Below are 22,018 nucleotides of genomic sequence, written 5' to 3' on the forward strand. Positions count from 1 at the left end.
GTATGGGAAAAGTTTTAAAGAAAATCGGAATTATCAGCAGCCTTGCATCCAGATATATCGGGATCATTATCATTGCTTTTTCCTGCCTGGCTTTTTTCTGGCGTGACGGATTTTCTTGGATGACGAACTATACGTCTGTATTTCTGGGAGTGATCATGTTTGGTATGGGTCTGACCATAAAACTGGATGACTTCCGGGCAATTTTTTCCAGACCCAAAGAAGTGGTGATCGGTGCAGTGGCTCAGTATACCATTATGCCGGTGATCGCCTGGCTTCTGTGTAAAGTGATGAACCTTCCGGCAGATCTGGCACTGGGAGTGATCCTGGTGGGATGCTGTCCGGGCGGAACAGCCAGCAATGTGATCACCTATATCGCAGGAGGTGATGTGGCGCTTTCTGTGGGAATGACTATAGTTTCCACACTGGCAGCACCGTTGATGACACCGTTTCTTGTATATGTTCTGGCAGGAACCTGGGTGGAAGTATCCTTCTGGGCTATGGTGATCTCTGTGGTAAAGGTAATTCTGATCCCGGTTCTCCTGGGAGTTTTTCTTCGGAGTCTTGCGGGAGAGCATGTGGATAAGGTATCCGATGTTATGCCGCTGGTGTCGGTTGTAGCTATTGTTATGATCATCGGAGGAATTGTGGCTGTAAATGCAGAGAAGATCGTAAGCTGTGGAGTTCTGGTGCTTGGAGTAGTGGCGATCCACAATTTCTGTGGTATGATGCTGGGATTTCTGGCTGCAAAAATCTTCCATGTGGAGTATTCCAGAACAACAGCTATAGCTATAGAGGTAGGCATGCAGAACAGTGGCCTTGCTGTCTCACTGGCAGCAGCTAATTTTGCAGCCAATCCGCTTGCAACACTTCCGGGCGCGATCTTCAGTGTATGGCACAATATTGCGGGTTCCATTTTTGCGGGGATCCGCCGTGCAGGTGCAGAAAACCTTGCAGAGCTTGACCGGATCAGGGAAATCGACTGCTGTAATTGCGAAAAGCAATAAGTAGTGAATGCGGATTGCGGATGTCCTCCTGACGGGGAACAGCAAAGCTGTGGAAGAATGTCTGTAAAGAAAGATCCCGGGGAGTTTGAGAGATAAAATGACAGATTATGTCGAAAGAAAAAGTCATAAAATGCAGAATTGTGGTTTACAAATTTTAGCCGGTATACTATAATAACCACATGGACGAACAAACGTCCCCAACATATGAAAACCGGGGGGCCCGCTGAAGCGAGCTGAGAGTAGACTGTAAATGTCTTGACCCATAACCTGATTTGGATAATGCCAACGTAGGGACATATGCACGAAGGATTCTTAAAGACACAGAAGATTAGAGAGTACAGAAGAGATCAGAAGTACAGAAGATTTTCATTAAGTACGTAAGATTAAGAGCCGGTTGCCGTGATGCGTATGCGTTGCAGCAGCCGGTTTTTTGTTGTATAAACACAAAGAATTTATGGAAGGAGATTTTTTTTACATGAGAAATTACAGTACACAGATGGAGGCAGCCCGTAAAGGCATCATCACACCTGAGCTTGAGATCGTAGCTAAGAAGGAACGCATGACAACAGAGGAACTGCTTCCGCTGGTAGCCTCCGGTAAGGTGGCGATCTGTGCAAATAAAAATCACAAATGTATCGATCCGGAGGGCGTAGGTTCCATGCTCCGCACCAAGATCAATGTAAACCTTGGTGTATCCAGAGACTGCAAGGACTACGATGTAGAGATGCAGAAAGTAATGGAAGCTGTAAACATGGGCGCCCATGCTATCATGGATCTTTCTTCCCACGGAAATACCATTCCGTTCCGACGCAAGCTGACATCCGAGTGTCCGGCAATGATCGGAACCGTTCCGGTTTATGATTCCGTTATCCACTATCAGAGAGATCTTGATACGCTGACAGCTAAAGATTTTATCGATGTAGTCAGACTCCATGCACAGGATGGTGTTGACTTTGTAACTCTTCACTGTGGAATCACAAGAAAGACCATCGATCAGATCCGTAATCACAAGAGAAAAATGAATATCGTTTCCAGAGGAGGATCTCTTGTATTTGCATGGATGTGCATGACCGGTGAGGAGAATCCGTTCTATGAATACTACGACGAGATTCTGGATATCTGCCGCGAGTATGATGTGACCATCTCTCTTGGTGATGCCTGCCGTCCTGGATGTCTGGCTGACGCAACAGACGTATGCCAGATCGAGGAGCTTGTACGTCTTGGCGAGCTGACCAAACGTGCATGGGAAAAGGACGTTCAGGTTATGGTTGAGGGACCGGGACATGTGCCGCTTGATCAGGTTGAGGCAAATATGAAAGTACAGCAGTCCATCTGTCAGGGTGCACCGTTCTATGTATTAGGACCTATCGTAACTGACGTTGCACCGGGATATGACCACATCACATCCGCGATCGGCGGAGCAGTAGCTGCTATGTCCGGAGCAGCATTCCTCTGCTATGTAACACCGGCAGAGCACCTTGCACTTCCGAATCTTGAGGACGTAAAACAGGGAATCATGGCATCTAAGATCGCAGCTCATGCAGCAGACATTGCCAAAGGTGTCCGCGGTGCCCGTGAGATCGATGACAAGATGGCAGATGCCAGAAGAAAGCTTGACTGGGAGGCACAGTGGGAATGCGCCATGGATCCGGAAACAGCAAAACGTATCTGGAACGAGCGCAAACCGGAGCATGATGATACCTGCTCCATGTGTGGTAAATTCTGCGCAGTACGAAGCATGAACAAGGCACTTGCAGGAGAGCATATCGATATTCTGTAAGAATACAGAATGCATATGAGCATGCAGCATCACAGTAGAACGTGGTGTTGGCAGTATCTAGCCAGAAAACTGGTTGATTGAATGCGGATATGGAAAGAACAGTAATGCTGAAATTGTGGAAAGTCTGATGTTCCGATAATAAAACATAAACCGCTGTGATCTAAAATGAAGATCACAGCGGTTTTTTTGCAGAGTAGGGGACATTATTGCAGCTTGCGAAAAGACAGGGCCGCGTTATAATAAAAACAGAACTTACATATAAACGGTTTACATAAAAAGGAAGGAAAGGTACGAAATGAAATTTCCGAAAAAATTGATAGCATTTGGTCTGTCATTATGTATGTCTGTTGTTCCATGCGGACCGGTGGCGGCCGAAGATTTTACAGACGCACAGACGGATATGACAGACGCCATTGATACTTTTACAGATGATGGGAATTCTGAGGAATCAGAAAATACCGTAAACACAGATCAGATCACGGAAGAAAATACTGCCGTGAGCACAGATCAGATTACAGAAGAAGAGTTTCCGGGATCAGATATCGGAACGGAAACGGATGAAGCTGAAAGCTCAGAGAGTGAGGAAATACAACAGGATTCTGAAGGAGAATCAACTCTGGAAGAACCTTCGGCGTTCATCAGAAAAGCAGAAGGAACAGAGGAGGCTGCGGCACCGGAAGAAATTTTTGGTGACGGAGAAAACCAGGAGCAGCAGGAAGATATATTCACAGATGATATTCCGGCAGCAGGCACTTCCGAAAAAGAAACAGATGTAGAGAGCACAGAAATATATCTGTATGCGATGAATGATACCTACAGCAGTGTGATCTCCATGCCGGATACCATGCAGACATCTTATCAGATCCAGACATCCGGCAAAAATCCGGTATATACGGTTGTTTCCGGTTATACTGCGAAAGTCAGCGAAACTGGTCTTGTTACTCCTAAAATGCAGTATGTAACCTATGTAGACCAAAACGGAAATGACGTAAAGAGCCAGTGGGAATACATGTTTGGAGAGACCCTGATCTCTGTACAGGATGGAAACAGTACCGTTTATTATAAATTCATACTTAAAGATTATGCGGAGTATTACGCAGAACAAAAAATGGATACATTCCTCAAAGAAAATATTACTGCGGAAATGTCCGATTATAAAAAGGTTGAGACGATCGCCAGATGGCTTGCCAACAACTTTAATTACAGTCAGTATCATTCCGGTTATACAGGCCTGATGCTGGATGGCGGCGGAGACTGCTGGGCCAATACCAGTGCAGTGAACTATATGTGCGAAAAACTGGGACTGACCGTGTATGCAAGGTATGCGGCAAATGATCCGGGGGCAGGAAGCGGTCACAGGAACTCCGTAGTCATCATTGACGGCGAAAGATATCTGGTTGACTGCGGATATACGGGAAATGCCCCCAGACATTATGAATTGTCCAAAATGGACTATGACTATTCTTATGAGATCCTGAATGATGGAACACTCAGGCTGTATCAGTATGAAGGGACAGATACAAATATCGTAGTTCCGGATACTATTGACGGAAGAAAAGTAACGGTTCTTGGAAACAGTACCTTCCAGTATTGCACCCAGGCTTCTGATATAGAGTCTGTTACTTTGCCGGATTCGCTTACAACCATTGAAAAGAATGCTTTTTACAACTGTGAGAAATTGAAATCTGTTACGATTCCCCCAAATGTGTCATCTATAGGGCTGGCTGCTTTTGTGGAGGGCTTGTCTGAGTCCAGTCTGACAGAAATTAAAGTAGATCCGGAAAATCCGTATTTTTCTGAAAAAGACGGAGTGGTATTCAGCAAGGATGGCACAAAACTGATCGTGTTTCCGTCCGGACGTTCCGGAGATTACCAGATCCCGGATGGAACTGTAAGCGTAGGAGACTATGCTTTTTATTACTGTGTAAATGTTTCTTCCATAACAGTCCCGGGAAGTGTCAGAAGCCTTGGAGAAGGTGCATTCGGAAACTGTTCGTCGCTTACGAAAGCTGTCCTAAACGAAGGCTTGGAAGAAATCGGTGAATATGCATTCCAGAGCAGTTCAGGGATCCGTGATATTATAATTCCCGCATCTGTAAAATCAGTTGGGAAAAATGGACTTTGTCTGTCTTCCGGGTGCAGGATAAGAGTACTGAGCACAGATACTGTCTGGGCGGATGATGCGTTCAGGGATTCAGCACTGATCGCGGGAAAAAAGGATTCCACACTTCAGAAATACGCAGAGGACCATGGCCGCACGTTTGTGGAGCTGTCAGCAGACAACCGGATACCGCTTCAGAATGAATGGTTTGAACAGATCACTCCAGAATATGAATATAATGGAAAAAGCCATGAACCCGAAATAGAATCCAGTGAATCCGCACCGGAACTTGAGCAGGGCTCCGATTATGAAGTAACTTATGAAAATAACATCAATGCAGGAACTGCGACTATAAAGATCACGGGAAAAGATATTTTCTGCGGTACAGTAGAGCGGAGTTTCAAGATTACGCCAGATGAAAATGGAATGCATGTGTGCTATTTTGCGGAAAATAATGAAACCTACCTGGAAACCACCTTTAAAGGAAAAAAAGTGGAACCGGAAGTGGTAATTGACGGACTGGTACGGGGGAAAGATTATACGGTAACCTATGTTAATAATGAAAAGCCTGGTGAAGCTCGTGCAGAGCTCACGGGAATCGGCAATTATAAAGGATCGGAAACATTATATTTTACTATTTACGGAAAACTACCGGCTGCGGATCCAATAGCTGATCAGACATATACAGGAAATGAGATCACACCGGACATCGTGATACCCGGATTGAAAGCCGGCGAAGATTATTATATGTATTACGAGGATAATCAGTATCCGGGTGTGGCAACGGTAACCATTTATGGTACCGGTTATTATAAAGGTACTGCAACCATTCATTTCAAGATCATAAAAAAGACAGAAAAGTTTGTCAGCAATGTTAAGCTAAACAGAACCTCTTACACTTATACGGGAAAAACCATCCGGCCATCAGTAACCGTAACTGTAAATGGAAAGAAGATCGGTGCGAGTGCTTATAAGCTGTATTACAAAAATAATAAAAACTCCGGAATTGGAACTGTGCAGGTCAGAGGGACTGGAAAATACAGTCGTATCAACAAAACGATTACCTTTAAGATCCTGCCTCCAAAAACTCTGCTGACAGGACTGAAAAAAGCAAACAGATCCTTTATCGCAAGCTGGAAGAAAAATATACAGGCAACCGGCTATCAGATCCAGTATGCAGCAGACAGCAGATTTACAAAAGAAAGAAAAACGGTCACAGTTGGAAAACAGTCTGCGACCAGATATAAGATATCAGGACTGAAAAACAAAAAGACCTATTATGTCCGCATCCGGTCATATAAAAGAGTCGGAAAAAAGATTCTTTACAGTAGCTGGAGTACGGTAAAGAAAATCCGGGTTTGATCATAAATGAGCGGATCTCAGACCCATATAAATGGAGAACAATACTTCCGGGACAGAATTAAGCCTTGTAATTATAAAAAGAGCGCGTTATAATGAACTCGTAAAAAAGAAAATTTCTTCGGGGCAGGGTGTGATTCCCTACCGGCGGTATAGTCCGCGACCCGCTTCGGCGGCTGATCTGGTGAAATTCCGGAACCGACAGTAAAGTCTGGATGAGAGAAGAACGCGCAGTATTTGAAGAACGTGCTCAGCGCCCCGGGAAGAAGCTCCCGGGGCTTTTTATGTGAAGGAATTTTTTCGCATAAAGATTTCTTGTAGAAATTTTCTTTGAATATTTCTGAAGAAGGAGAGAGAGTTATGAGTGAACAGATATTACAGAGAGGAAATGCCGTGGAAAGAAGCAGAACAAGAACTATCGCGCAGGTAGCTATGCTTGGTGCTGTGGCAGGAGTATTGATGAATCTTGAGTTTCCGATCCCGTTTCTTGCACCGTCTTTTTATCAGCTTGATTTTTCCGAGGTACCGGTTATGGTAGGAACCTTCGCTATGGGACCTGTAGCAGGTATCCTGATCGAGCTTGTGAAGATTCTCGTACATCTTGTGACTAAGGGAACCATGACTGCCGGTGTTGGTGATGTTGCCAACTTCCTGTTTGGATGTGCCTATGTGGTACCGGCCGGCCTGATCTATCGTTTCCGTCACAAAAAGAGCAGAGTACATGCAGTTGCAGGTATGGCAGCAGGAACAGTTCTGACGGCGATCCTTGCATGCTTTGTCAATGCCTTTGTACTGCTTCCGGCTTACGGTAAGGCTTTTGGAATGCCAATCGAGACCTTTATCCAGATGGGAAGCGCAGTACACAGCTCCGTAAACGGACTGCTTACCTTTGCATTGCTGATCATTGCTCCGTTTAATATCTTTAAATATGCACTGACATCTCTGATCGTATTTGTAATTTATAAGAAGATCCGTGTTGTACTGAAGGGTGACTGATCATAAGCAGCTGCCGGAGGATGATGGAAAGATCAGAAAATGGTGGTTTCAGATAAATATCTGAGAATGTGAGAAATGCCATGTAATATATTGCCGATGGGCAGTAGATTACATGGCATTTTTTATGTCAGGCGTTTTGTTCAGCAGCTTTCATGACTCCAAGCTCACGTCTGGCAAAAACAACGGCCAGCACAAATGCGGAGGTATCTGCAATTGGTCCTGCGTACATGACGCCATCGATTCCGAAGAAGACTGGGAAGATGACGATCAGCGGCAGCAGGAAGAGTACCTGCCTTGTAAGAGACATGATCACACCAAGCCTGGCTTTTCCAATGGAAGTAAAAAAGCCGGCAGACATAGGCTGGATCCCGTTGGCAAAGGTCATCAGCATGAAGATGCGGAGATATTTTTCTGCAAAATGAAAGTACAGGTCGCTGCCGTTTCCGAAGATGCCTACGATCTGATGCGGGAAGAACTGGAAGCAGATAAAAAATATGGTTGCGATCACAGTACATAAGGTTACGGAATAGCGGTATGTCTGGCGTACACGGCTGTATTTTTCGGCGCCGTAGTTAAATCCCCAGATGGGCTGGGAGCCCTGGGAGATTCCGATGCAGATGGCCATAAATACCTGATTGACTTTGGAAATGATCCCTGCACAGGCGATTGGAATATCACTTCCGTAAGCGGAGAGTGCTCCGTAATGGCGAAGTGTATTGTTCATGACGATCTGCACTGCAGCAATGGCAACCTGATTGATACAGGATGCCATTCCCAGAGAAAAAATGGCAGACAGATTGCGTGCCTTAGGAATCAGCATGGAGTGGTCCAGGTACATTTTTCGGAGTCTGGAAAAATAAAAGATGATCAGAAGTCCGGATACGATCTGGCCGATCACGGTTGCCCAGGCTGCACCTTTGATGCCCCAGCCGAATCCAAAGATGAAAAGCGGGTCCAGGATGGTGTTGATGGCGGCACCGGCCAGGATGCAGGTCATGGAATAGGTAGGACTCCTGTCTGCTCGGATCAGGTGGTTGCCGCCTGTGCTTAAAACATAAAAGGGAAGTCCAATGGCGGTGATCCCCATGTAATCAATGGCATAGGGCATGACGTCCGGTGTTCCGCCGAAAAAATGAAGCAGTGGCTTCAGGAACAGAAGGACGATGACAGAGAGTATCGTACCGGAGATTATCAGCGCGGAGAGTCCGGTTCCTGCAATGGAGCTGGCTTTTTTTTCGTTTCCTGCGCCCATTTCCAGGTTGTAATTGGAGGCGCTGCCGATTCCCAGGAGCAATGCAGCAGCAGTAGAGATAATGGTTACGGGAAATGCGATGTTTGTGGCGGCGTTTCCAAGCATTCCTACGCCCTGGCCGATAAAGATCTGGTCAACGATATTGTACAGAGCGCTGACCAGCATGCTGATGATGGCGGGAATGGCGAATTTGGCGATCAGGCTGCCTACAGGGGCGGTTCCCAGAGGGTTTTCGGCCTGGGCAGCATTGGTCTGGTTTTTCAATGTTTTTTCCTTCTTTCTTGTCTACAGTAGCTGTTTGGTAATGTAATAAGTAAATTTAAATTTTATAGCAGGGTATTTATTATAGCACTATTGTGAAGGGAGTGTAAGTATAAAAAATTGACCTTTGGTTTTGGATGGGATAAAATGTTTTTAGAAAAAATTTTCGGGAAGGAGTTTTTCAGATGGGTAAGATCAATAGTGTGAAAAAACTTACAGATAATAAGTTCGTGAATCTTTATGGAGTGGATGCGACCAGTGTACATGATACGCCGGTTTCTTATTTTGTGGCCTCCAGGGCGAAGAGTGTGGAGGATATGAAGCTTTCTACAGGGGAGAATCATCCGGATGGGGTGATCATTTACAGTGTTTATGGAGAGAAGCGGGATAAGGTTGTGCTGATCCGTCAGTATCGGTATACGATCGGCGGGTATATTTATGAGTTTCCGGCGGGGCTTGTGGAGCCTGGGGAGGATTTCCATGAGGGTGCTGTGCGGGAGATGTTTGAGGAGACCGGGTTGAAGCTGGAGCCGATCAAGGTTGCGGAGGCTTTTGAGAAGCCTTATTTTACGACGATCGGGATGACGGATGAATCCTGTGCTACGGTTTATGGGTATGCCAGTGGTGAGGTTAGTAAGGCTGCGCAGGAGGATAGTGAGGAGATCGAGGTTGTGATCGCGGACCGGGATGAGGTCAGGAGGATCCTGAAGGAGGAGAGGGTTGCGATCATGTGTGCTTATATGCTGATGCATTTTCTTGAGGATGAGGAGGTGTTTGGATTTCTTGGGGAGATTTAAACGGAGGTAGTTATATGGCGGAAGGGGACGCCAGTGAGGGGCTTCTTTCCAGGCTGGGGCTTCGTCGGGGGCTGGCTTCTAAGGTGCCGGAATTCTGCTAAAAGCGCTTCAAAAAATCTCGAACTCGCGTCTGAAGCCGCTCAAACAGCGAGATTTTTTGAAGCAACGCAGATTTCCGCCACCTAAGAAGCAGCTCCCCTCCTGCAGAGTCAGTCTGGAAAGAAGCCCCTCACTGGCTGTGCGTTGGCCGTGAGACGTGTTAAATCTCGTGGGGAGTGTTGCTAGTGGGGTGGTATGACGGGAGTTGGATGAGCCATCGGCGCTGCGCTGGATGGCTGGGAGGAAAGGCTGAGATTCCCTGTGGCTTGAAGAGGGGAATGGGTCATTGGCGCTGCGCTGGATGGATGAGAAAAACGGGGAATCTGCGGTTGTGGATTCCCCGTTTTGGTCAGAGCTCTGTGAGTTTTCCTAGGTCTTTGTTGTATTTGCAGTATTTGCCGTTTTCGGAGATAAATGGCTGGTAGGTGTCGGTACGGTTGTCTTTGACGTAGACGATTCCGGTGGCGATCATTTCTACCAGGGAGAAGCGTTTGCTTAAGCTGGAGATCCAGCGGTAGGTTTTTTCGTTGCCGGAGTCTGCCATGAGGAGGTTGTAGCCGCCTGGGCAGGCTTCCAGGGTGAAGTAGATTTTCTGGGACCGGATGGAGGTGTTGAAGACCTGGCCGGTGATGTAGGTGGAGAAGTTGGTTTCTACAAATTGGCGGAAGGTGTAGAGATCGTAGATCACGCCGGTGGTCTCATCTTTGATCTTGTCGCCGCGTTCGATGCGGGCTTTCAGGAGCTTGAGGACTTCGATGGTCCAATTGATGAAGGAGATGCTGCTGTAGGTCATGCTTTCCTGAAGTTGATCGACCAGCTGTTTTGACAGGATGTTGGATTTTGATGCTTCATTAAAAAGTTCTTCGTTCATAAGGTTCCCTCCAGTGTTGGATTTTTATATGGTTTTCGCTCTTTTTTTGTATCTTTTATTATAAGTCTGAATTGTATATAAAGCAATAAAAAATGCGTAAAATACAAAGATAATTATTGAAAAATGATATATAATTAACGAGTGCGTTTTGATAATATCAGTGTTTTCGGCAGCTTGTTTAAAAATGGATTGTAAACATCTAGTTAATTTGAATAAGTATAAGTAAGAGTTTTACCAAATATCGCCATTTTATTGATAAAATTTTGTTGTATATCTCCCTTGACATAAAGCCTTCCTCCGGGTGTATCATAGTGCTGTGTTAAAGGAGGTAGACTATTATGTTTGAGACATTACAGGAGAAGACGGAAGAGAAAGCAATGGTACAGTTCCTTGAACGCTTTACAGATTATCCATTTCTGGTAAAGTTCAAGAATTCCGAGTATCACATCGGAGAGGGTGAACCTACATTTACGGTGAATTTTAAGAAAGCGATTCCTCTGGCGGATCTGATGAAGAGCACATCCCTTGCACTGGGTGAGGCGTATATGCGTGGGGATCTGGATATCGAGGGAAATCTTTATGAAGCGCTGGACCATTTTCTGGGACAGATGGGGAAATTTTCTACCAATGAATCTGCTCTGAAAAAGATCATGTTCAGTTCAACATCAAAGAAGAATCAGGAAAAGGAAGTAACCAGCCATTATGATATTGGAAATGATTTTTATAAACTTTGGCTGGATGAGACTATGAGTTATTCCTGTGGGTATTTTATCCATGAGGATGATACGTTGTATCAGGCACAGGTAAATAAAGTTGATTATATCCTTAAGAAATTACATCTGGAAGAGGGTATGAGTCTTCTGGATATCGGCTGTGGCTGGGGCTTTCTGCTGATCGAGGCAGCTAAGAAATATAAGGTTCATGGTACCGGTATCACCTTAAGTCATGAACAGTATGCAGAATTTCAGAGACGGATCAAGGATCAGGGTCTGGAAGATTATCTTACGGTAGAGCTGATGGATTACCGTGATCTGCCGAAGAAGGAGTATCAGTTTGATCGTGTTGTCAGTGTCGGTATGCTGGAGCATGTTGGACGTGATAATTATCAGCTGTTTCTTGATTGTGTGGAAAAGGTTCTGAAGCCGGGCGGACTGTTCCTGCTTCACTTTATCAGTGCTCTGAAGGAGCATCCGGGTGACCCGTGGGTCAAGAAATATATTTTCCCGGGCGGAACTGTTCCGAGCTTACGTGAGATCCTGAACCATATGGCAGAGGACAATTTCCATACCCTGGATATCGAAAATCTCCGTCTGCATTACAATAAGACATTGCTTCACTGGGAAAAGAATTTCCGGGACAATATTGAAAAAGAAAAGACTATGTTTGACGAAGAGTTCCTGCGTATGTGGGATCTGTACCTGTCAGCATGTGCGGCAACCTTCCACAACGGAATTATCGATCTTCACCAGATTCTTATGACCAAGGGTGTGAATAATGATCTGCCGATGACACGCTGGTATTGATAAAAGCCTTTACAAACCTGCCGGAAAGGAATATCATACTTCTATAAAACTATTTATTAAAGCGTATAAGGAGCCTGTGGATTCAGCATATGATTACAGAAATGCTGAATCCGCAGGCTTTGTTTTTTAACCGATAAACCGCGAAGGAGTTATTCGGTCATGAGCAAGTAGCGAAGCGTATTGCGAATATTCGCTTGACTATTCCGTTTACCGATAATTATGGAATGTGCATAAAAACAAAGCTGCAAACTTGTTCAATAAGCAGAATCATAGAAAACTATCTTGACAGATCAGGAGAAAAGAATAATAATGTAATTACTTTAATAAAATAATTAATAAAAGATGATATACAATAGAAAGAAATTAAAGGAGGAGAATAAGATGCTTCAGCAGGTAATGACAAATCCAGGAGAGATTATTTTCAGAGAGGTTCCAGTTCCGGAAGTGGGAGATGACCAGGTTCTGGTTAAGATCATGAACATTGGTATCTGCGGATCAGATATCCACGTATATCACGGCAAGCATCCTTTTACAAAATATCCGGTAACGCAGGGACACGAAGTATCCGGTGAGATCACGGGACTTGGAAAGAATGTGACAGGCTTTAAGGTTGGCCAGAAAGTAACCATTGAGCCTCAGGTATACTGCGGACATTGCTATCCGTGCCGTCATGGAAAATATAATCTCTGCGAGGAACTGAAGGTTATGGGCTTCCAGACAACAGGAACAGCTTCTGAATTCTTTGCAGTAGATGCATCTAAGGTAACACCGATCCCGGAGGAGATGTCTTACGAGGAAGGTGCAATGATCGAGCCGCTGGCAGTTGCAGTCCATGCCGTGAAGCAGATGGGCGATGTAAAAGGGATGAACATCACAGTGATCGGTGCAGGTCCCATCGGAAATCTTGTCGCGCAGACAGCCAAAGGAATGGGGGCAGCCAGGGTTATGATCACGGATGTCAGTGACCTTCGTCTTGCAAAAGCAAAAGAGTGCGGCATTGATATCTGTGTAAACACAAAGGAGAAAAATTTCGGAGAGGCACTGGTAGAGGCGTTTGGTCCGGATAAGGCAGATGTGATCTATGACTGTGCCGGAAATAACATCACCATGGGACAGGCCATCCAGTATGCGAGAAAAGGCAGCGTGATCGTACTGGTAGCGGTATTTGCGGATATGGCAACCGTTGACCTTGCTGTTGCCAATGACCACGAGCTGGATATCAAGAGTACTATGATGTATCGCCATGATGATTATGTAGATGCCATCGATCTTGTAAATGCGGGAAAGGTTCATTTAAAGCCGCTGATCTCAAAGACATTTAAGTTCAAAGATTATCTGAAGGCTTATCAGTATATTGATGAGAACCGTGAGACAACCATGAAGGTTATCATCAATGTGCAGGAGAAATAATTTCTGAAGATTATAAGTGATATAAGAAAAACTCCCGGATGTTTGGCTGTCCGGGAGTTTTCAGATGGTGGCGGTGTCAGATTATGGGAGAATTTTTGGAACAGTTTTGAGTGATTTGTTTATTGATATGTGGTATGGTTATTATATCTTATAGGATTCTTGTCTGTATGGACATTCTGAAAGCTTCGTATTCTGGAGCGTTTTCCATTTTAAGTTCCTGTAGAGTTTGTAAAAATACGTTTTATGGGGTTTTTATGTTTTGATGATGTGGTATAATTTGTATATACCGGTGGGAGTGATCAATCGTTTGTTTTTGGATGGACGGTCGGATGAAGTGCAGCGTGTGATGACGGATGTAAAATGGCGTCAGAAGCTGTATGATGAGTATGAACTGTAACAAGTGATATGAGTATGACGAGGAGAAAATAGCATGGAGAATATTTTTCACAGAGTAAGTATCCGTAAATATGAAGATAAACCCGTAGAGAAGGAAAAGATCTTTCAGATCCTGAAAGCGGGTATGCAGGCGCCCAGCGCATGCAATCAGCAGCCGTGGGAATTTTATGTTGTGACAGATAAGGAGAAGATCCTGGAGCTTTCCAAAGCCACTCCCTATTCCGGATGTGCAGCAGGTGCACCGGTTGTGATCGTTCCGGTATATCGGAAAGAGGGATTGCCTGTTCAGGATATGGCACAGATCGATATGTCTATCGCACAGGAGAATATCTGGCTGGAAACGGATGCACTGGGACTTGGCGGCGTGTGGATCGGAATTGCACCGCTTAAGGATCGTATGGCGTTGGTCCATGATATTCTGAAGCTTCCGGAGAATGTGGAGGTATTTTCTCTTTTTGCCCTGGGATACCCGGCAGAGAGCAGAATGCAGCAGGATCGTTTTGATAAAAGCAGGATCCACTTTGTAGAATAAAAAAAGCCTTCTTTGAGGAAGATAACATCCGGAAACAGAAGAAGTCTGAATGTAGTGAAAAATACCAATAAATCCTCTGAAAATTTGTGCAGAACGCATTTTGCATGATCGGGATTTTTACGATAAAATGTAAGTATAAGAACTGAAAAACTGCATTAAATGAAAGAGGTGAAGGGTATGAAGGAATATGAGATCATTATTGAAACCATTAATCCTTGCGGTGGCGATCGTCATTCTCAGCAGGAGATCGTTGAAGCAAAGATCGAGAGTCCGGAAGCTTTCGTAAAAGAAAAAGGAAGATTTCCGATCATTGATAAGATCGAGAATCCCGATGGCGGAGTCGTGATTGTAACCGGTGACGGAAAAGGATACATGGTAAGATATACATTTTCTGAATAATGGATAATGCGGCGTATGTGGCGGAAAACGGATCGTAAAGCAGAGCTGGGATCAGATCTGGCTTCGTTACATACGCCGTGTTTTGGCTTTTACCTAAAAAATGCATAAAAAAACATATGCAAATTTGTAAAATATATATAAATTATTTGTTGAATTTTTATAAAAAAAGGAGTAAAACATTAGATAAATAAAAAAGAGAAATGCATGGAACAGGACAGACCACAAAAAGCAGGCCGGATCACAGAGAGCCGCAGGCTGATGAGAAGCGGCAGAAGGTATTTTGTGATATCACCTGGGAGCATCCCGCTGAATAGAAATCTTTAAGTAAGCCGGGACGTAGTCTTCACGTTACAGAAGAGGCTGTTTGAAGAGACAGCATTAAGTGGTTGTATTTAGTGATAAATATGAGAATACAGAGTGGTACCACGGAACATTCCGCCTTTGTTATCCGAAAGGATAGCAGGGGCTTTTTTAATATATAAAAATACAAAGGAAAGAGAGTTGATATTATGAACGGAATAACAATGATGATCATAGCCATTGTAGTTCTCGGAGGCGCATATCTTCTGTATGGCCGTTATCTCCAGAACAAATGGGGCATTGATCCGAAAGCAAAAACTCCGGCATACGAAATGGAGGACGGAGTTGATTATGTACCGGCTGATACAAATGTAGTATTTGGACATCAGTTTGCATCCATAGCAGGTGCAGGTCCCATCAACGGACCGATCCAGGCCGCAATTTTCGGTTGGCTGCCGGTTCTGTTATGGATCCTCATCGGTGGTGTATTTTTCGGAGCTGTGCAGGATTTTGCATCCATGTACGCATCTGTAAAGAATAAAGGACGTACTATCGGATATATCATCGAAGCGTATATCGGAAAGCTTGGAAAAAAATTGTTTCTTTTATTCTGCTGGCTGTTCTGTATTCTGGTTGTTGCCGCATTTGCAGATGTTGTAGCAGGAACCTTTAACGGATTTGTCGCAAATGATGCAGGAGCTGTTACAAAGGTAGCGGCAAACGGAGCTGTTGCAACCACTTCCATGTTATTTATATTTGAGGCTGTTGCACTTGGATTTTTCCTTAAATATACAAAGTTCAATAAATGGATCAACACTGCAGTAGCAATTATATTACTGGTAGCCGCAATTGCACTGGGACTTAATTTCCCGATGTATGTAAGCCTTGGAACCTGGCATATCATCATCTTTGCATATATCCTGATCGCCAGCGTTGCTCCTGTATGGGCACTGCTTCAGCCACGTGACTATCTGAACAGTTATCTGCTGATCTTTATGATCGTTGGCGCAGTTATTGGTGTATTTGTAGCCAATCCGTCCTGTAACCTGAAAGCTTTTACAAGCTTTAATGTGGACGGACAGTACATGTTTCCGATCCTGTTTGTAACCATCGCCTGTGGTGCTGTTTCCGGTTTTCATTCACTGGTATCCTCCGGTACTGCATCCAAGCAGATCAAAAATGAGAAAAATATGCTTCCTGTTTCCTTTGGAGCAATGCTGATGGAAAGTATGCTTGCCATCATCGCGCTGATCGCAGTTGCATCCTTTGCAGACGGCGAGGCAGCAGCACAGGGGCTTACAACACAGCCGCAGATTTTTGCAGGTGCTATCGCAAACTTCCTTTCTGTAGTTGGCCTTCCACATTCACTGGTATTTACCCTGATCAACCTTGCAGTATCTGCATTTGCACTGACCTCTCTTGACTCTGTAGCCAGAGTCGGACGTCTGTCATTCCAGGAATTTTTCCTTGATTCTGATACAGATGAGGAAAACATGAGCCCGTTCCTGAAGGTGGTGACAAATAAATATTTTGCAACAGTTATCACACTGGTACTTGCTTACATGCTTACAAAAGTAGGCTATGCGGAGATCTGGCCGCTGTTCGGTTCCGCAAACCAGCTGTTATCCGTACTTGCCCTTGTAGCCTGTGCAGTATTCTTAAAGAAAACAAAACGTCAGGGCTGTATGCTCTGGATCCCGATGGTATTCATGATGGCAGTTACCTTCACAGCACTTGGCATGACCATCACAAAGCTTTCAAAGGCACTGGTAACAACAGGGCTGGATCTTGGAAACACCTTACAGCTTGTATTTGCAGTATTACTGCTGATCCTTGGTGTACTGGTAGCGATCCAGGGCGTGAAGAAACTGCTTGAGAAGACAGATGATAAAAAAGCAACAGCATAATATTATCGGATGAGATCACGGATTTCTGTTTGGCTGAAGAGGCATAAAAGGTGCTGATCGTACTGATGGATTTGTTAGTGTATTGCAGCAATTCTTTACCTTCCTCCAGCTTGCTGCGCAAAATAAATGCGCTGACAGAAAAACCAAGGGTCTTTTTAAATAATCAGGAAATGATGGCTGCGATGATGGAAGGAATGCCGCTTCGTCAGTTGTTAAGCTTCGTTCTCGGAATTAAAAGAAAAATGCTGGAACAGATGGTTGGTGCTTTAAACGAAGGCGTTGCATATAATAAAAAAAATGTATCAATGGAAATGAAAGCCTTATGCCAGACCAGAAATTAGAGAATCTACTTAATCTTGCCATGAATGCCCTGCCGCAGGAACGGGCAAAATCGGAAAATCTGAATGTGGGGTATGATCCCACCACCAGGCTGTGGGATGTGATCGTGAAGTACAGCGGCTTGGAAAGCGGACTTGGTGGTGAGAGGATCCAGGTGGTCCCGCTGCTTGGTGGTTATGCAGTAGTGACATTGCCGGAATCGGAAATTGCTGCATATTCAGTCAGAGAGCAGATCGAGTTTATAGAAAAGCCCAAGAGACTTTATTTTGAGACCTTTGAAGAGAGGGAGGCAAGTTGTATTTTGCCGGTGCAGAATGGAGCCGATGGCTTAACCGGTGAAGGGATTTTGGTGGGTATTGTGGATTCCGGAGTGGACTATTTTCATCCTGATTTCAGAAATGAGGATGGCAGTACCCGGATCCTGCGACTGTGGGATCAGAGTGTAGCTGGAAATCCACCGGAAAACTATGTATCAGGAACTGAATATACGAAGGAAGAAATTGATGAGGCGCTTGCACTCGGGGAAACCGAAGGCAGGCGCCTTGTTCCGTCTGGAGATTTCAGCGGACATGGAACAGCAGTTCTTGGAATAGCAGCAGGAAATGGGAGAGCATCGGATGGAGTGAATCGAGGCGTTGCGTATAGAAGTGATCTTCTAGTGGTAAAAATGGGAAATCCACGGGAAAATTCATTTCCGCGGACAACGGAGCTGATGGAGGGTATTGATTACCTGATACGGCAGGCAGTGAAGATGAGAAAACCGATCGTTATAAACGTCAGCTTTGGGAATAATTATGGTTCTCATGAACCTTATAATTAAGGGAAAACATAAGAAAACACTGATATTTCCTGTGTTTTCAGGCAATTCAGTGTTTTACTCGGATTCATGTTTGGTTGTTGTTTGAGTCTTATAATACTCGGTCAGGATCATGTTAATCTGCTGGGAACGTGTACGATAGTTCGCTTTTGCATCCTTATCAATCTCAGCAACCAGTTCTTTGGACAAAGTAGTATAGACCTGAATATTGTTGGAACTGATAGCCATGTGGCACCTCCGATTCAATTTAATAGAATTATTCTATCATACTTCTTCGGGAGGGGCAATGTGAACTGAAAATTGAAGAATTATTGTTACTGTAAAATTGGAACGGTCGTAAAGAAAATCTATGAATAGAGAACGATAAGAAAGGTAGAACAGACAATGAAGAAAACAATTTTTGAAGAGATGGGCGGTACTTATATCAGACATGGGGATTATCTTATCCCTGCTCTTACCTTACCGAAGGAAGAAGAACAAAGGGTTGTCGGTGTATGGGGACAAAGACATTTGCGGTATTTGAAGGAATACCGCAGATTGCTATATCTGAATATGCTTACAAGCGGCAGGCTGAATGGTTATTTGGCTGATATAGAAGAACAGGCACAGGAACGCTTTGAAAGACTTGTAGAACAGATGAAACAGGCACAAGGCATTACAGAACAGCTAAAGGTGGAAAATGTCTTGGAATGGATAGGAAGAATGAACAATATACAAGTATGTGCGAGGGAGATTGTGGATAAAGAGATAATTTATCAAGAATGAAATGTAAGATAAATAGTGTATAAAATGTAGCAGGGCATCATAAGATAAAATTGTAATTGCATTTTCCACATAGTTCGTGTAAAATGTAATTAGAAAAGCTGTGCATCAGCGGTGGGTTGACACCTAAAATCTGATACGTTTTCCGAACGAAGGTGTCGGAGGTTGGCAGGCAACGGAAAAACCTGATATTTTCCAGACGAAGGTGCTGGAGGTTGGCAGACAACGGAAAAATCAACCATGAGAAGGGAATGTTTAGTGCTGCGGCGTGAACATTCCCTTCTCTAAATTTTATGGGATAAGGATTAAGTTATGGACAAAAGACGTGCAATTCAGATTATGACAAAAGCGGCACAACTATATAAAGAACATCTTGAGGATCAGAAGGTTTTGTTCCTATATGGCTTACCGAAAGAGGTGAATAAGCAATTACAGGAAAGTAATAAGATTTTGTCATCTGTACAGGGATATGAAGTTGTTTTCCATAGATACAATTTTTTACATTTGACAGGAGTTCGATTGAATAAAAAAGAGACAGCTTCTGCAATTCATTTTTACCAGAAATGCCTGGATAAGCGATTAACAGAAAATGATTTTGTTTTTGCAAAAGATGGCTCTACGGGGCAAAAATTGGATATATTGGAACGTATGATGCTTATTAAGAAAAACGTAACAATGATAGGAGAATTTACAGATCGAGGACCGAAATTATATACAGAAAAAGCTGCCGGGAATATATGTGGTTGTATTGGCTTCGTAAAAGATAAAAATACGAAATTAAATGTACCGAACACATTGCTGAAAAAGGACATCAGAGATGTAACAGCACAGCCTACATATAAAGTATTTGCTGTAATATCAAAACACTATACAGATGAGAAATATACAAATCTTGTGAAGATGGACAAAAGTATTGATTTGAAAGAGTGTTGTTTCTCAGAAACAATAGAAAATATGATAGATAGAGAAAATCTATAATGAAATATAAAGAAACCATGCTACTGCTTTTTGTAACAGTATCATGGTTTTATTGTTTGTCGTCTATATTTTAAGTTGATTATTACTTTACAAAATTGGCAATGTTATAATTATCATTGATTTTAGAAGAAGGGAGTATCGAGGGAAATTAGTGGAACTGGTTTTGCAAGCATAGCGTTTGGATATCCAAACGCACTTTGGGAGCCCCCCAAACCCCATTTGTTGGCTTTACAAAGTAGGAATTTTTTGCTCAAGATAAAAAGAGAGTGCGTAAGCGGAAAGAAATCAAATTATGCTTACGCACTTTGTGCCTCACTTTTGCTCGGTGGTTAGCAGTTTGTGAATTATTGGGATGAAGCAATATAACTGTTTTGAGAAAACGGGATATTTTTTATATTAGTAGTTTAAACATTATAGTTCTGTGTTGTGCGATTTTTGCCTGGATTGAACAGGATGTTTTTTTTGCAATTCCTGTTTCCTCTGATATTCAAGTTCCCAGGTACGATGAGAGAAGCTATAGGGATCTTCCATATTGAGATCATCCACTTCATGGGTTGCGATATCACGATAGTGATAGTCATAATATTCACCAAAAGTACCTTTGAGCTGCTCAATCAGTTTCTCTCGGAAAGTAGGTCGTATCTGGATTCTGGCATCCAGTAATTCTGTATATTGCTCTGGTTTAGGCCGGAGTTTTTCCTCTTGGAAAGCGACAGCATCTTTTTCAAGCTGCTCTTTGAGAGCCATATCCTGAGAATCGAGAATATCCAGATTCTTATCCATCTGGTCGTATTTTCTGGAAAGGCTCGCCATATCTTTCTCTGTGGAGCATTCAGCCTGAAACAGCAGCTGTTCTTTGGCAGATTTCAGTTCCTCGATTTCTTCTGTTACGGTTGTAAGCTGCTGGTTTAACTTTATATGCTGGAAAGGATTTAGAATACTGGTTTTACTTTTTTGCACATTTAGTTCTTTCTTTTCAGTAACTTTCGCTTTGAGCTTTTTCTTAATGGTATCATATTTATTTAGGATAGGACGAAAATGCTGCATCCAGTCATGGATCACTTCTTTTTGCATTTCATTATGAAGTAAATGATATTGTGTAAAAATCATATGATTGCGGATTGCTTCTAATGTTTCTGCAATTACCGGAATAGATTTTTCGACAGCTTGAACCAATTTTTTTATCTGTGTTTTTAATTCCCGTAGTATTCTGTTATCCGCACGAACCCGACGGTTGATTTCACACCGGTCTGCTATCATGCCTTTCTTTTCCATATTCTGGGCAATGTAGCCTTCGTGGATGGTTGGCTGTTCAGTGATTCCCTGAGCTGCAAAACTGCGGTGATCAATGGCGGCATTTATCTGATTAAGGGCAAGCATTTTATTTACGGCATCTGCCCAGTTTGCTCTCCAGAGGCAGAGCTGTTCCTCACTGTTCCATTGTTCGGAAATCGGGTTTTGTCTGCCATACCGGGTGCTTTTTGGATGTTTGTCGATACGTTCATAACCTTTCTCCTGTGCTGCCGAGGGAGTCAGATATACTTTCTTTTTCCCAGCTTTATAACGATACTGTTTTTCCCAGCCCTCTTTCTGAGCATCCTTAAATTCAGAAGCAGTAAATCCCTTTTCCTCTCCATCTTTGATGCATAGATATTCTTTTTCGGTTTTATACTGCCATGTTCCGTTTTCGTTTAATGGACGGACAGTAAGTAGAATGTGTGCATGGGGATTGTGACCATCTGTATCGTGAATGGCGAAATCGGCACACATTCCCATATCTACAAAATTCTTTTGAATAAAATTCTGAAGAAGAGAAATATTGCTGTCTTTATCCAACTCAATAGGGAGTGCGACAACAAATTCTCTTGCCAGTCGGCTGTCTTTTGTTTTTTCAGCAGCTTCTACAGCATTCCAGAGTTGCTCCCGGTTTTTCCATTTAGGCGGAGCCATAGGGGGAAGCATTACTTCCTGATAGATCAGTCCATGTTTTCGGGTGTAGTCATGCTGGATGCCATCGTAATCATTGTATATGCGGCTACAGCTCATATAAGCAGATGCAGCGACAGCAGACCGCCCGGAACCACGGCTGACGACCTTGGCTTGCATATGATAAATTGCCATATCTGGCACCTCCT

Annotated in this window: 19 protein-coding genes and 1 riboswitch; of the genes, 15 read left to right on the forward strand and 4 right to left on the reverse strand. The window is 43.6% G+C overall.

All coding sequences use genetic code 11. The annotated features are described in order from the left end of the window. Positions 1-2: 2 nt before the first annotated feature. The 4 genes from LI091_RS04045 (at position 3) to LI091_RS04060 (ending at position 7,240) form a co-directional block, all read left to right on the forward strand. Positions 3-1,004, forward strand: a complete 1,002-nt coding sequence (locus LI091_RS04045) for a bile acid:sodium symporter family protein (RefSeq protein ID WP_015526222.1) — start codon at positions 3-5, stop codon at positions 1,002-1,004. A gap of 475 nt (positions 1,005-1,479) precedes the next feature. Beyond that, on the forward strand, positions 1,480-2,784 hold the full coding sequence (gene thiC, locus LI091_RS04050) for a phosphomethylpyrimidine synthase ThiC (protein WP_022426187.1): 1,305 nt from the start codon (positions 1,480-1,482) through the stop codon (positions 2,782-2,784). A gap of 295 nt (positions 2,785-3,079) precedes the next feature. Continuing rightward, positions 3,080-6,247, forward strand: a complete 3,168-nt coding sequence (locus LI091_RS04055; RefSeq protein ID WP_265190855.1) for a fibronectin type III domain-containing protein — start codon at positions 3,080-3,082, stop codon at positions 6,245-6,247. Between the two features lie 110 nt (positions 6,248-6,357). Continuing rightward, positions 6,358-6,475: riboswitch (FMN riboswitch) on the forward strand. 129 nt (positions 6,476-6,604) lie between these two features. Then, complete coding sequence (locus tag LI091_RS04060) at positions 6,605-7,240, forward strand: ECF transporter S component (RefSeq protein WP_022426189.1); 636 nt, start codon at positions 6,605-6,607, stop codon at positions 7,238-7,240. 127 nt (positions 7,241-7,367) lie between these two features. Here LI091_RS04060 and LI091_RS04065 read toward each other — a convergent pair whose 3' ends face one another. Continuing rightward, positions 7,368-8,756: an MATE family efflux transporter gene (locus LI091_RS04065; protein WP_022426190.1), complete on the reverse strand. Its 1,389-nt coding sequence runs from the start codon at positions 8,754-8,756 to the stop codon at positions 7,368-7,370. A gap of 182 nt (positions 8,757-8,938) precedes the next feature. Between LI091_RS04065 and LI091_RS04070 the strand changes: the two genes are divergently transcribed. Continuing rightward, positions 8,939-9,550 carry an NUDIX hydrolase gene (locus LI091_RS04070; protein ID WP_015526218.1) on the forward strand — a complete coding sequence of 204 codons (612 nt, stop codon included), beginning with the start codon at positions 8,939-8,941 and terminating at the stop codon, positions 9,548-9,550. A gap of 448 nt (positions 9,551-9,998) precedes the next feature. Here LI091_RS04070 and LI091_RS04075 read toward each other — a convergent pair whose 3' ends face one another. Beyond that, on the reverse strand, positions 9,999-10,520 hold the full coding sequence (locus tag LI091_RS04075; protein WP_021652735.1) for a hypothetical protein: 522 nt from the start codon (positions 10,518-10,520) through the stop codon (positions 9,999-10,001). Between the two features lie 338 nt (positions 10,521-10,858). Here LI091_RS04075 and LI091_RS04080 point away from each other — a divergent pair, with 338 nt between their 5' ends. From LI091_RS04080 to LI091_RS04115, 8 genes are all read left to right on the forward strand, one after another. Beyond that, on the forward strand, positions 10,859-12,043 hold the full coding sequence (locus tag LI091_RS04080; protein ID WP_015526215.1) for an SAM-dependent methyltransferase: 1,185 nt from the start codon (positions 10,859-10,861) through the stop codon (positions 12,041-12,043). Between the two features lie 381 nt (positions 12,044-12,424). After that, positions 12,425-13,453, forward strand: a complete 1,029-nt coding sequence (locus tag LI091_RS04085; protein ID WP_173776202.1) for a zinc-dependent alcohol dehydrogenase — start codon at positions 12,425-12,427, stop codon at positions 13,451-13,453. A 259-nt stretch (positions 13,454-13,712) separates the two neighbouring features. Then, positions 13,713-13,850: a hypothetical protein gene (locus LI091_RS04090; protein ID WP_161209391.1), complete on the forward strand. Its 138-nt coding sequence runs from the start codon at positions 13,713-13,715 to the stop codon at positions 13,848-13,850. Between the two features lie 33 nt (positions 13,851-13,883). Beyond that, positions 13,884-14,381, forward strand: a complete 498-nt coding sequence (locus tag LI091_RS04095; RefSeq protein ID WP_161209393.1) for a nitroreductase family protein — start codon at positions 13,884-13,886, stop codon at positions 14,379-14,381. Between the two features lie 177 nt (positions 14,382-14,558). Next, positions 14,559-14,780: a hypothetical protein gene (locus tag LI091_RS04100; protein ID WP_015526212.1), complete on the forward strand. Its 222-nt coding sequence runs from the start codon at positions 14,559-14,561 to the stop codon at positions 14,778-14,780. Positions 14,781-15,289: 509 nt separating this feature from the next. Next, entirely contained in the window at positions 15,290-16,987 is a 1,698-nt protein-coding gene (locus LI091_RS04105; RefSeq protein ID WP_265190856.1) for a carbon starvation CstA family protein, read from the forward strand. Between the two features lie 50 nt (positions 16,988-17,037). Beyond that, positions 17,038-17,328, forward strand: a complete 291-nt coding sequence (locus LI091_RS04110) for a hypothetical protein (RefSeq protein ID WP_265190857.1) — start codon at positions 17,038-17,040, stop codon at positions 17,326-17,328. Continuing rightward, entirely contained in the window at positions 17,310-18,146 is an 837-nt protein-coding gene (locus LI091_RS04115) for a S8 family serine peptidase (RefSeq protein ID WP_265190858.1), read from the forward strand. Before LI091_RS04110 ends, LI091_RS04115 begins: the two co-directional genes overlap by 19 nt. Before the next feature lie 54 nt (positions 18,147-18,200). Here LI091_RS04115 and LI091_RS04120 read toward each other — a convergent pair whose 3' ends face one another. Further along, positions 18,201-18,371, reverse strand: a complete 171-nt coding sequence (locus tag LI091_RS04120) for a hypothetical protein (protein WP_005428285.1) — start codon at positions 18,369-18,371, stop codon at positions 18,201-18,203. Positions 18,372-18,527: 156 nt separating this feature from the next. On the opposite strand from LI091_RS04120, the gene LI091_RS04125 reads away from it, so the two are divergent. Both LI091_RS04125 and LI091_RS04130 read left to right on the forward strand, forming a co-directional pair. After that, entirely contained in the window at positions 18,528-18,908 is a 381-nt protein-coding gene (locus LI091_RS04125) for a TnpV protein (protein WP_005428283.1), read from the forward strand. A gap of 309 nt (positions 18,909-19,217) precedes the next feature. Beyond that, positions 19,218-19,883 carry a PBECR4 domain-containing protein gene (locus LI091_RS04130; RefSeq protein ID WP_005428282.1) on the forward strand — a complete coding sequence of 222 codons (666 nt, stop codon included), beginning with the start codon at positions 19,218-19,220 and terminating at the stop codon, positions 19,881-19,883. 411 nt (positions 19,884-20,294) lie between these two features. Here the strand turns inward: LI091_RS04130 and mobQ are convergent, their stop codons facing one another. Further along, a complete protein-coding gene (gene mobQ, locus LI091_RS04135; protein WP_023924145.1) occupies positions 20,295-22,004 on the reverse strand; it encodes a MobQ family relaxase in 1,710 nt (569 codons plus the stop codon). Positions 22,005-22,018 lie beyond the last annotated feature (14 nt).

The sequence above is a fragment of the Blautia sp. MSK20_18 genome, from assembly GCF_020553125.1.
GTDB classification, from domain to species: domain Bacteria; phylum Bacillota; class Clostridia; order Lachnospirales; family Lachnospiraceae; genus Blautia_A; species Blautia_A fusiformis.

Bases quoted from the DNA above. Each gene is read 5' to 3' on its own strand.
- LI091_RS04045 (WP_015526222.1), top strand. From the start codon at position 3: ATGGGAAAAGTTTTAAAGAAAATCGGAATTATCAGCAGCCTTGCATCC.
- thiC (WP_022426187.1), top strand. From the start codon at position 1,480: ATGAGAAATTACAGTACACAGATGGAGGCAGCCCGTAAAGGCATCATC.
- LI091_RS04055 (WP_265190855.1), top strand. From the start codon at position 3,080: ATGAAATTTCCGAAAAAATTGATAGCATTTGGTCTGTCATTATGTATG.
- LI091_RS04060 (WP_022426189.1), top strand. From the start codon at position 6,605: ATGAGTGAACAGATATTACAGAGAGGAAATGCCGTGGAAAGAAGCAGA.
- LI091_RS04070 (WP_015526218.1), top strand. From the start codon at position 8,939: ATGGGTAAGATCAATAGTGTGAAAAAACTTACAGATAATAAGTTCGTG.
- LI091_RS04075 (WP_021652735.1), bottom strand. From the start codon at position 10,520: ATGAACGAAGAACTTTTTAATGAAGCATCAAAATCCAACATCCTGTCA.
- LI091_RS04080 (WP_015526215.1), top strand. From the start codon at position 10,859: ATGTTTGAGACATTACAGGAGAAGACGGAAGAGAAAGCAATGGTACAG.
- LI091_RS04085 (WP_173776202.1), top strand. From the start codon at position 12,425: ATGCTTCAGCAGGTAATGACAAATCCAGGAGAGATTATTTTCAGAGAG.
- LI091_RS04095 (WP_161209393.1), top strand. From the start codon at position 13,884: ATGGAGAATATTTTTCACAGAGTAAGTATCCGTAAATATGAAGATAAA.
- LI091_RS04100 (WP_015526212.1), top strand. From the start codon at position 14,559: ATGAAGGAATATGAGATCATTATTGAAACCATTAATCCTTGCGGTGGC.
- LI091_RS04105 (WP_265190856.1), top strand. From the start codon at position 15,290: ATGAACGGAATAACAATGATGATCATAGCCATTGTAGTTCTCGGAGGC.
- LI091_RS04115 (WP_265190858.1), top strand. From the start codon at position 17,310: ATGCCAGACCAGAAATTAGAGAATCTACTTAATCTTGCCATGAATGCC.
- LI091_RS04120 (WP_005428285.1), bottom strand. From the start codon at position 18,371: ATGGCTATCAGTTCCAACAATATTCAGGTCTATACTACTTTGTCCAAA.
- LI091_RS04125 (WP_005428283.1), top strand. From the start codon at position 18,528: ATGAAGAAAACAATTTTTGAAGAGATGGGCGGTACTTATATCAGACAT.
- LI091_RS04130 (WP_005428282.1), top strand. From the start codon at position 19,218: ATGGACAAAAGACGTGCAATTCAGATTATGACAAAAGCGGCACAACTA.
- mobQ (WP_023924145.1), bottom strand. From the start codon at position 22,004: ATGGCAATTTATCATATGCAAGCCAAGGTCGTCAGCCGTGGTTCCGGG.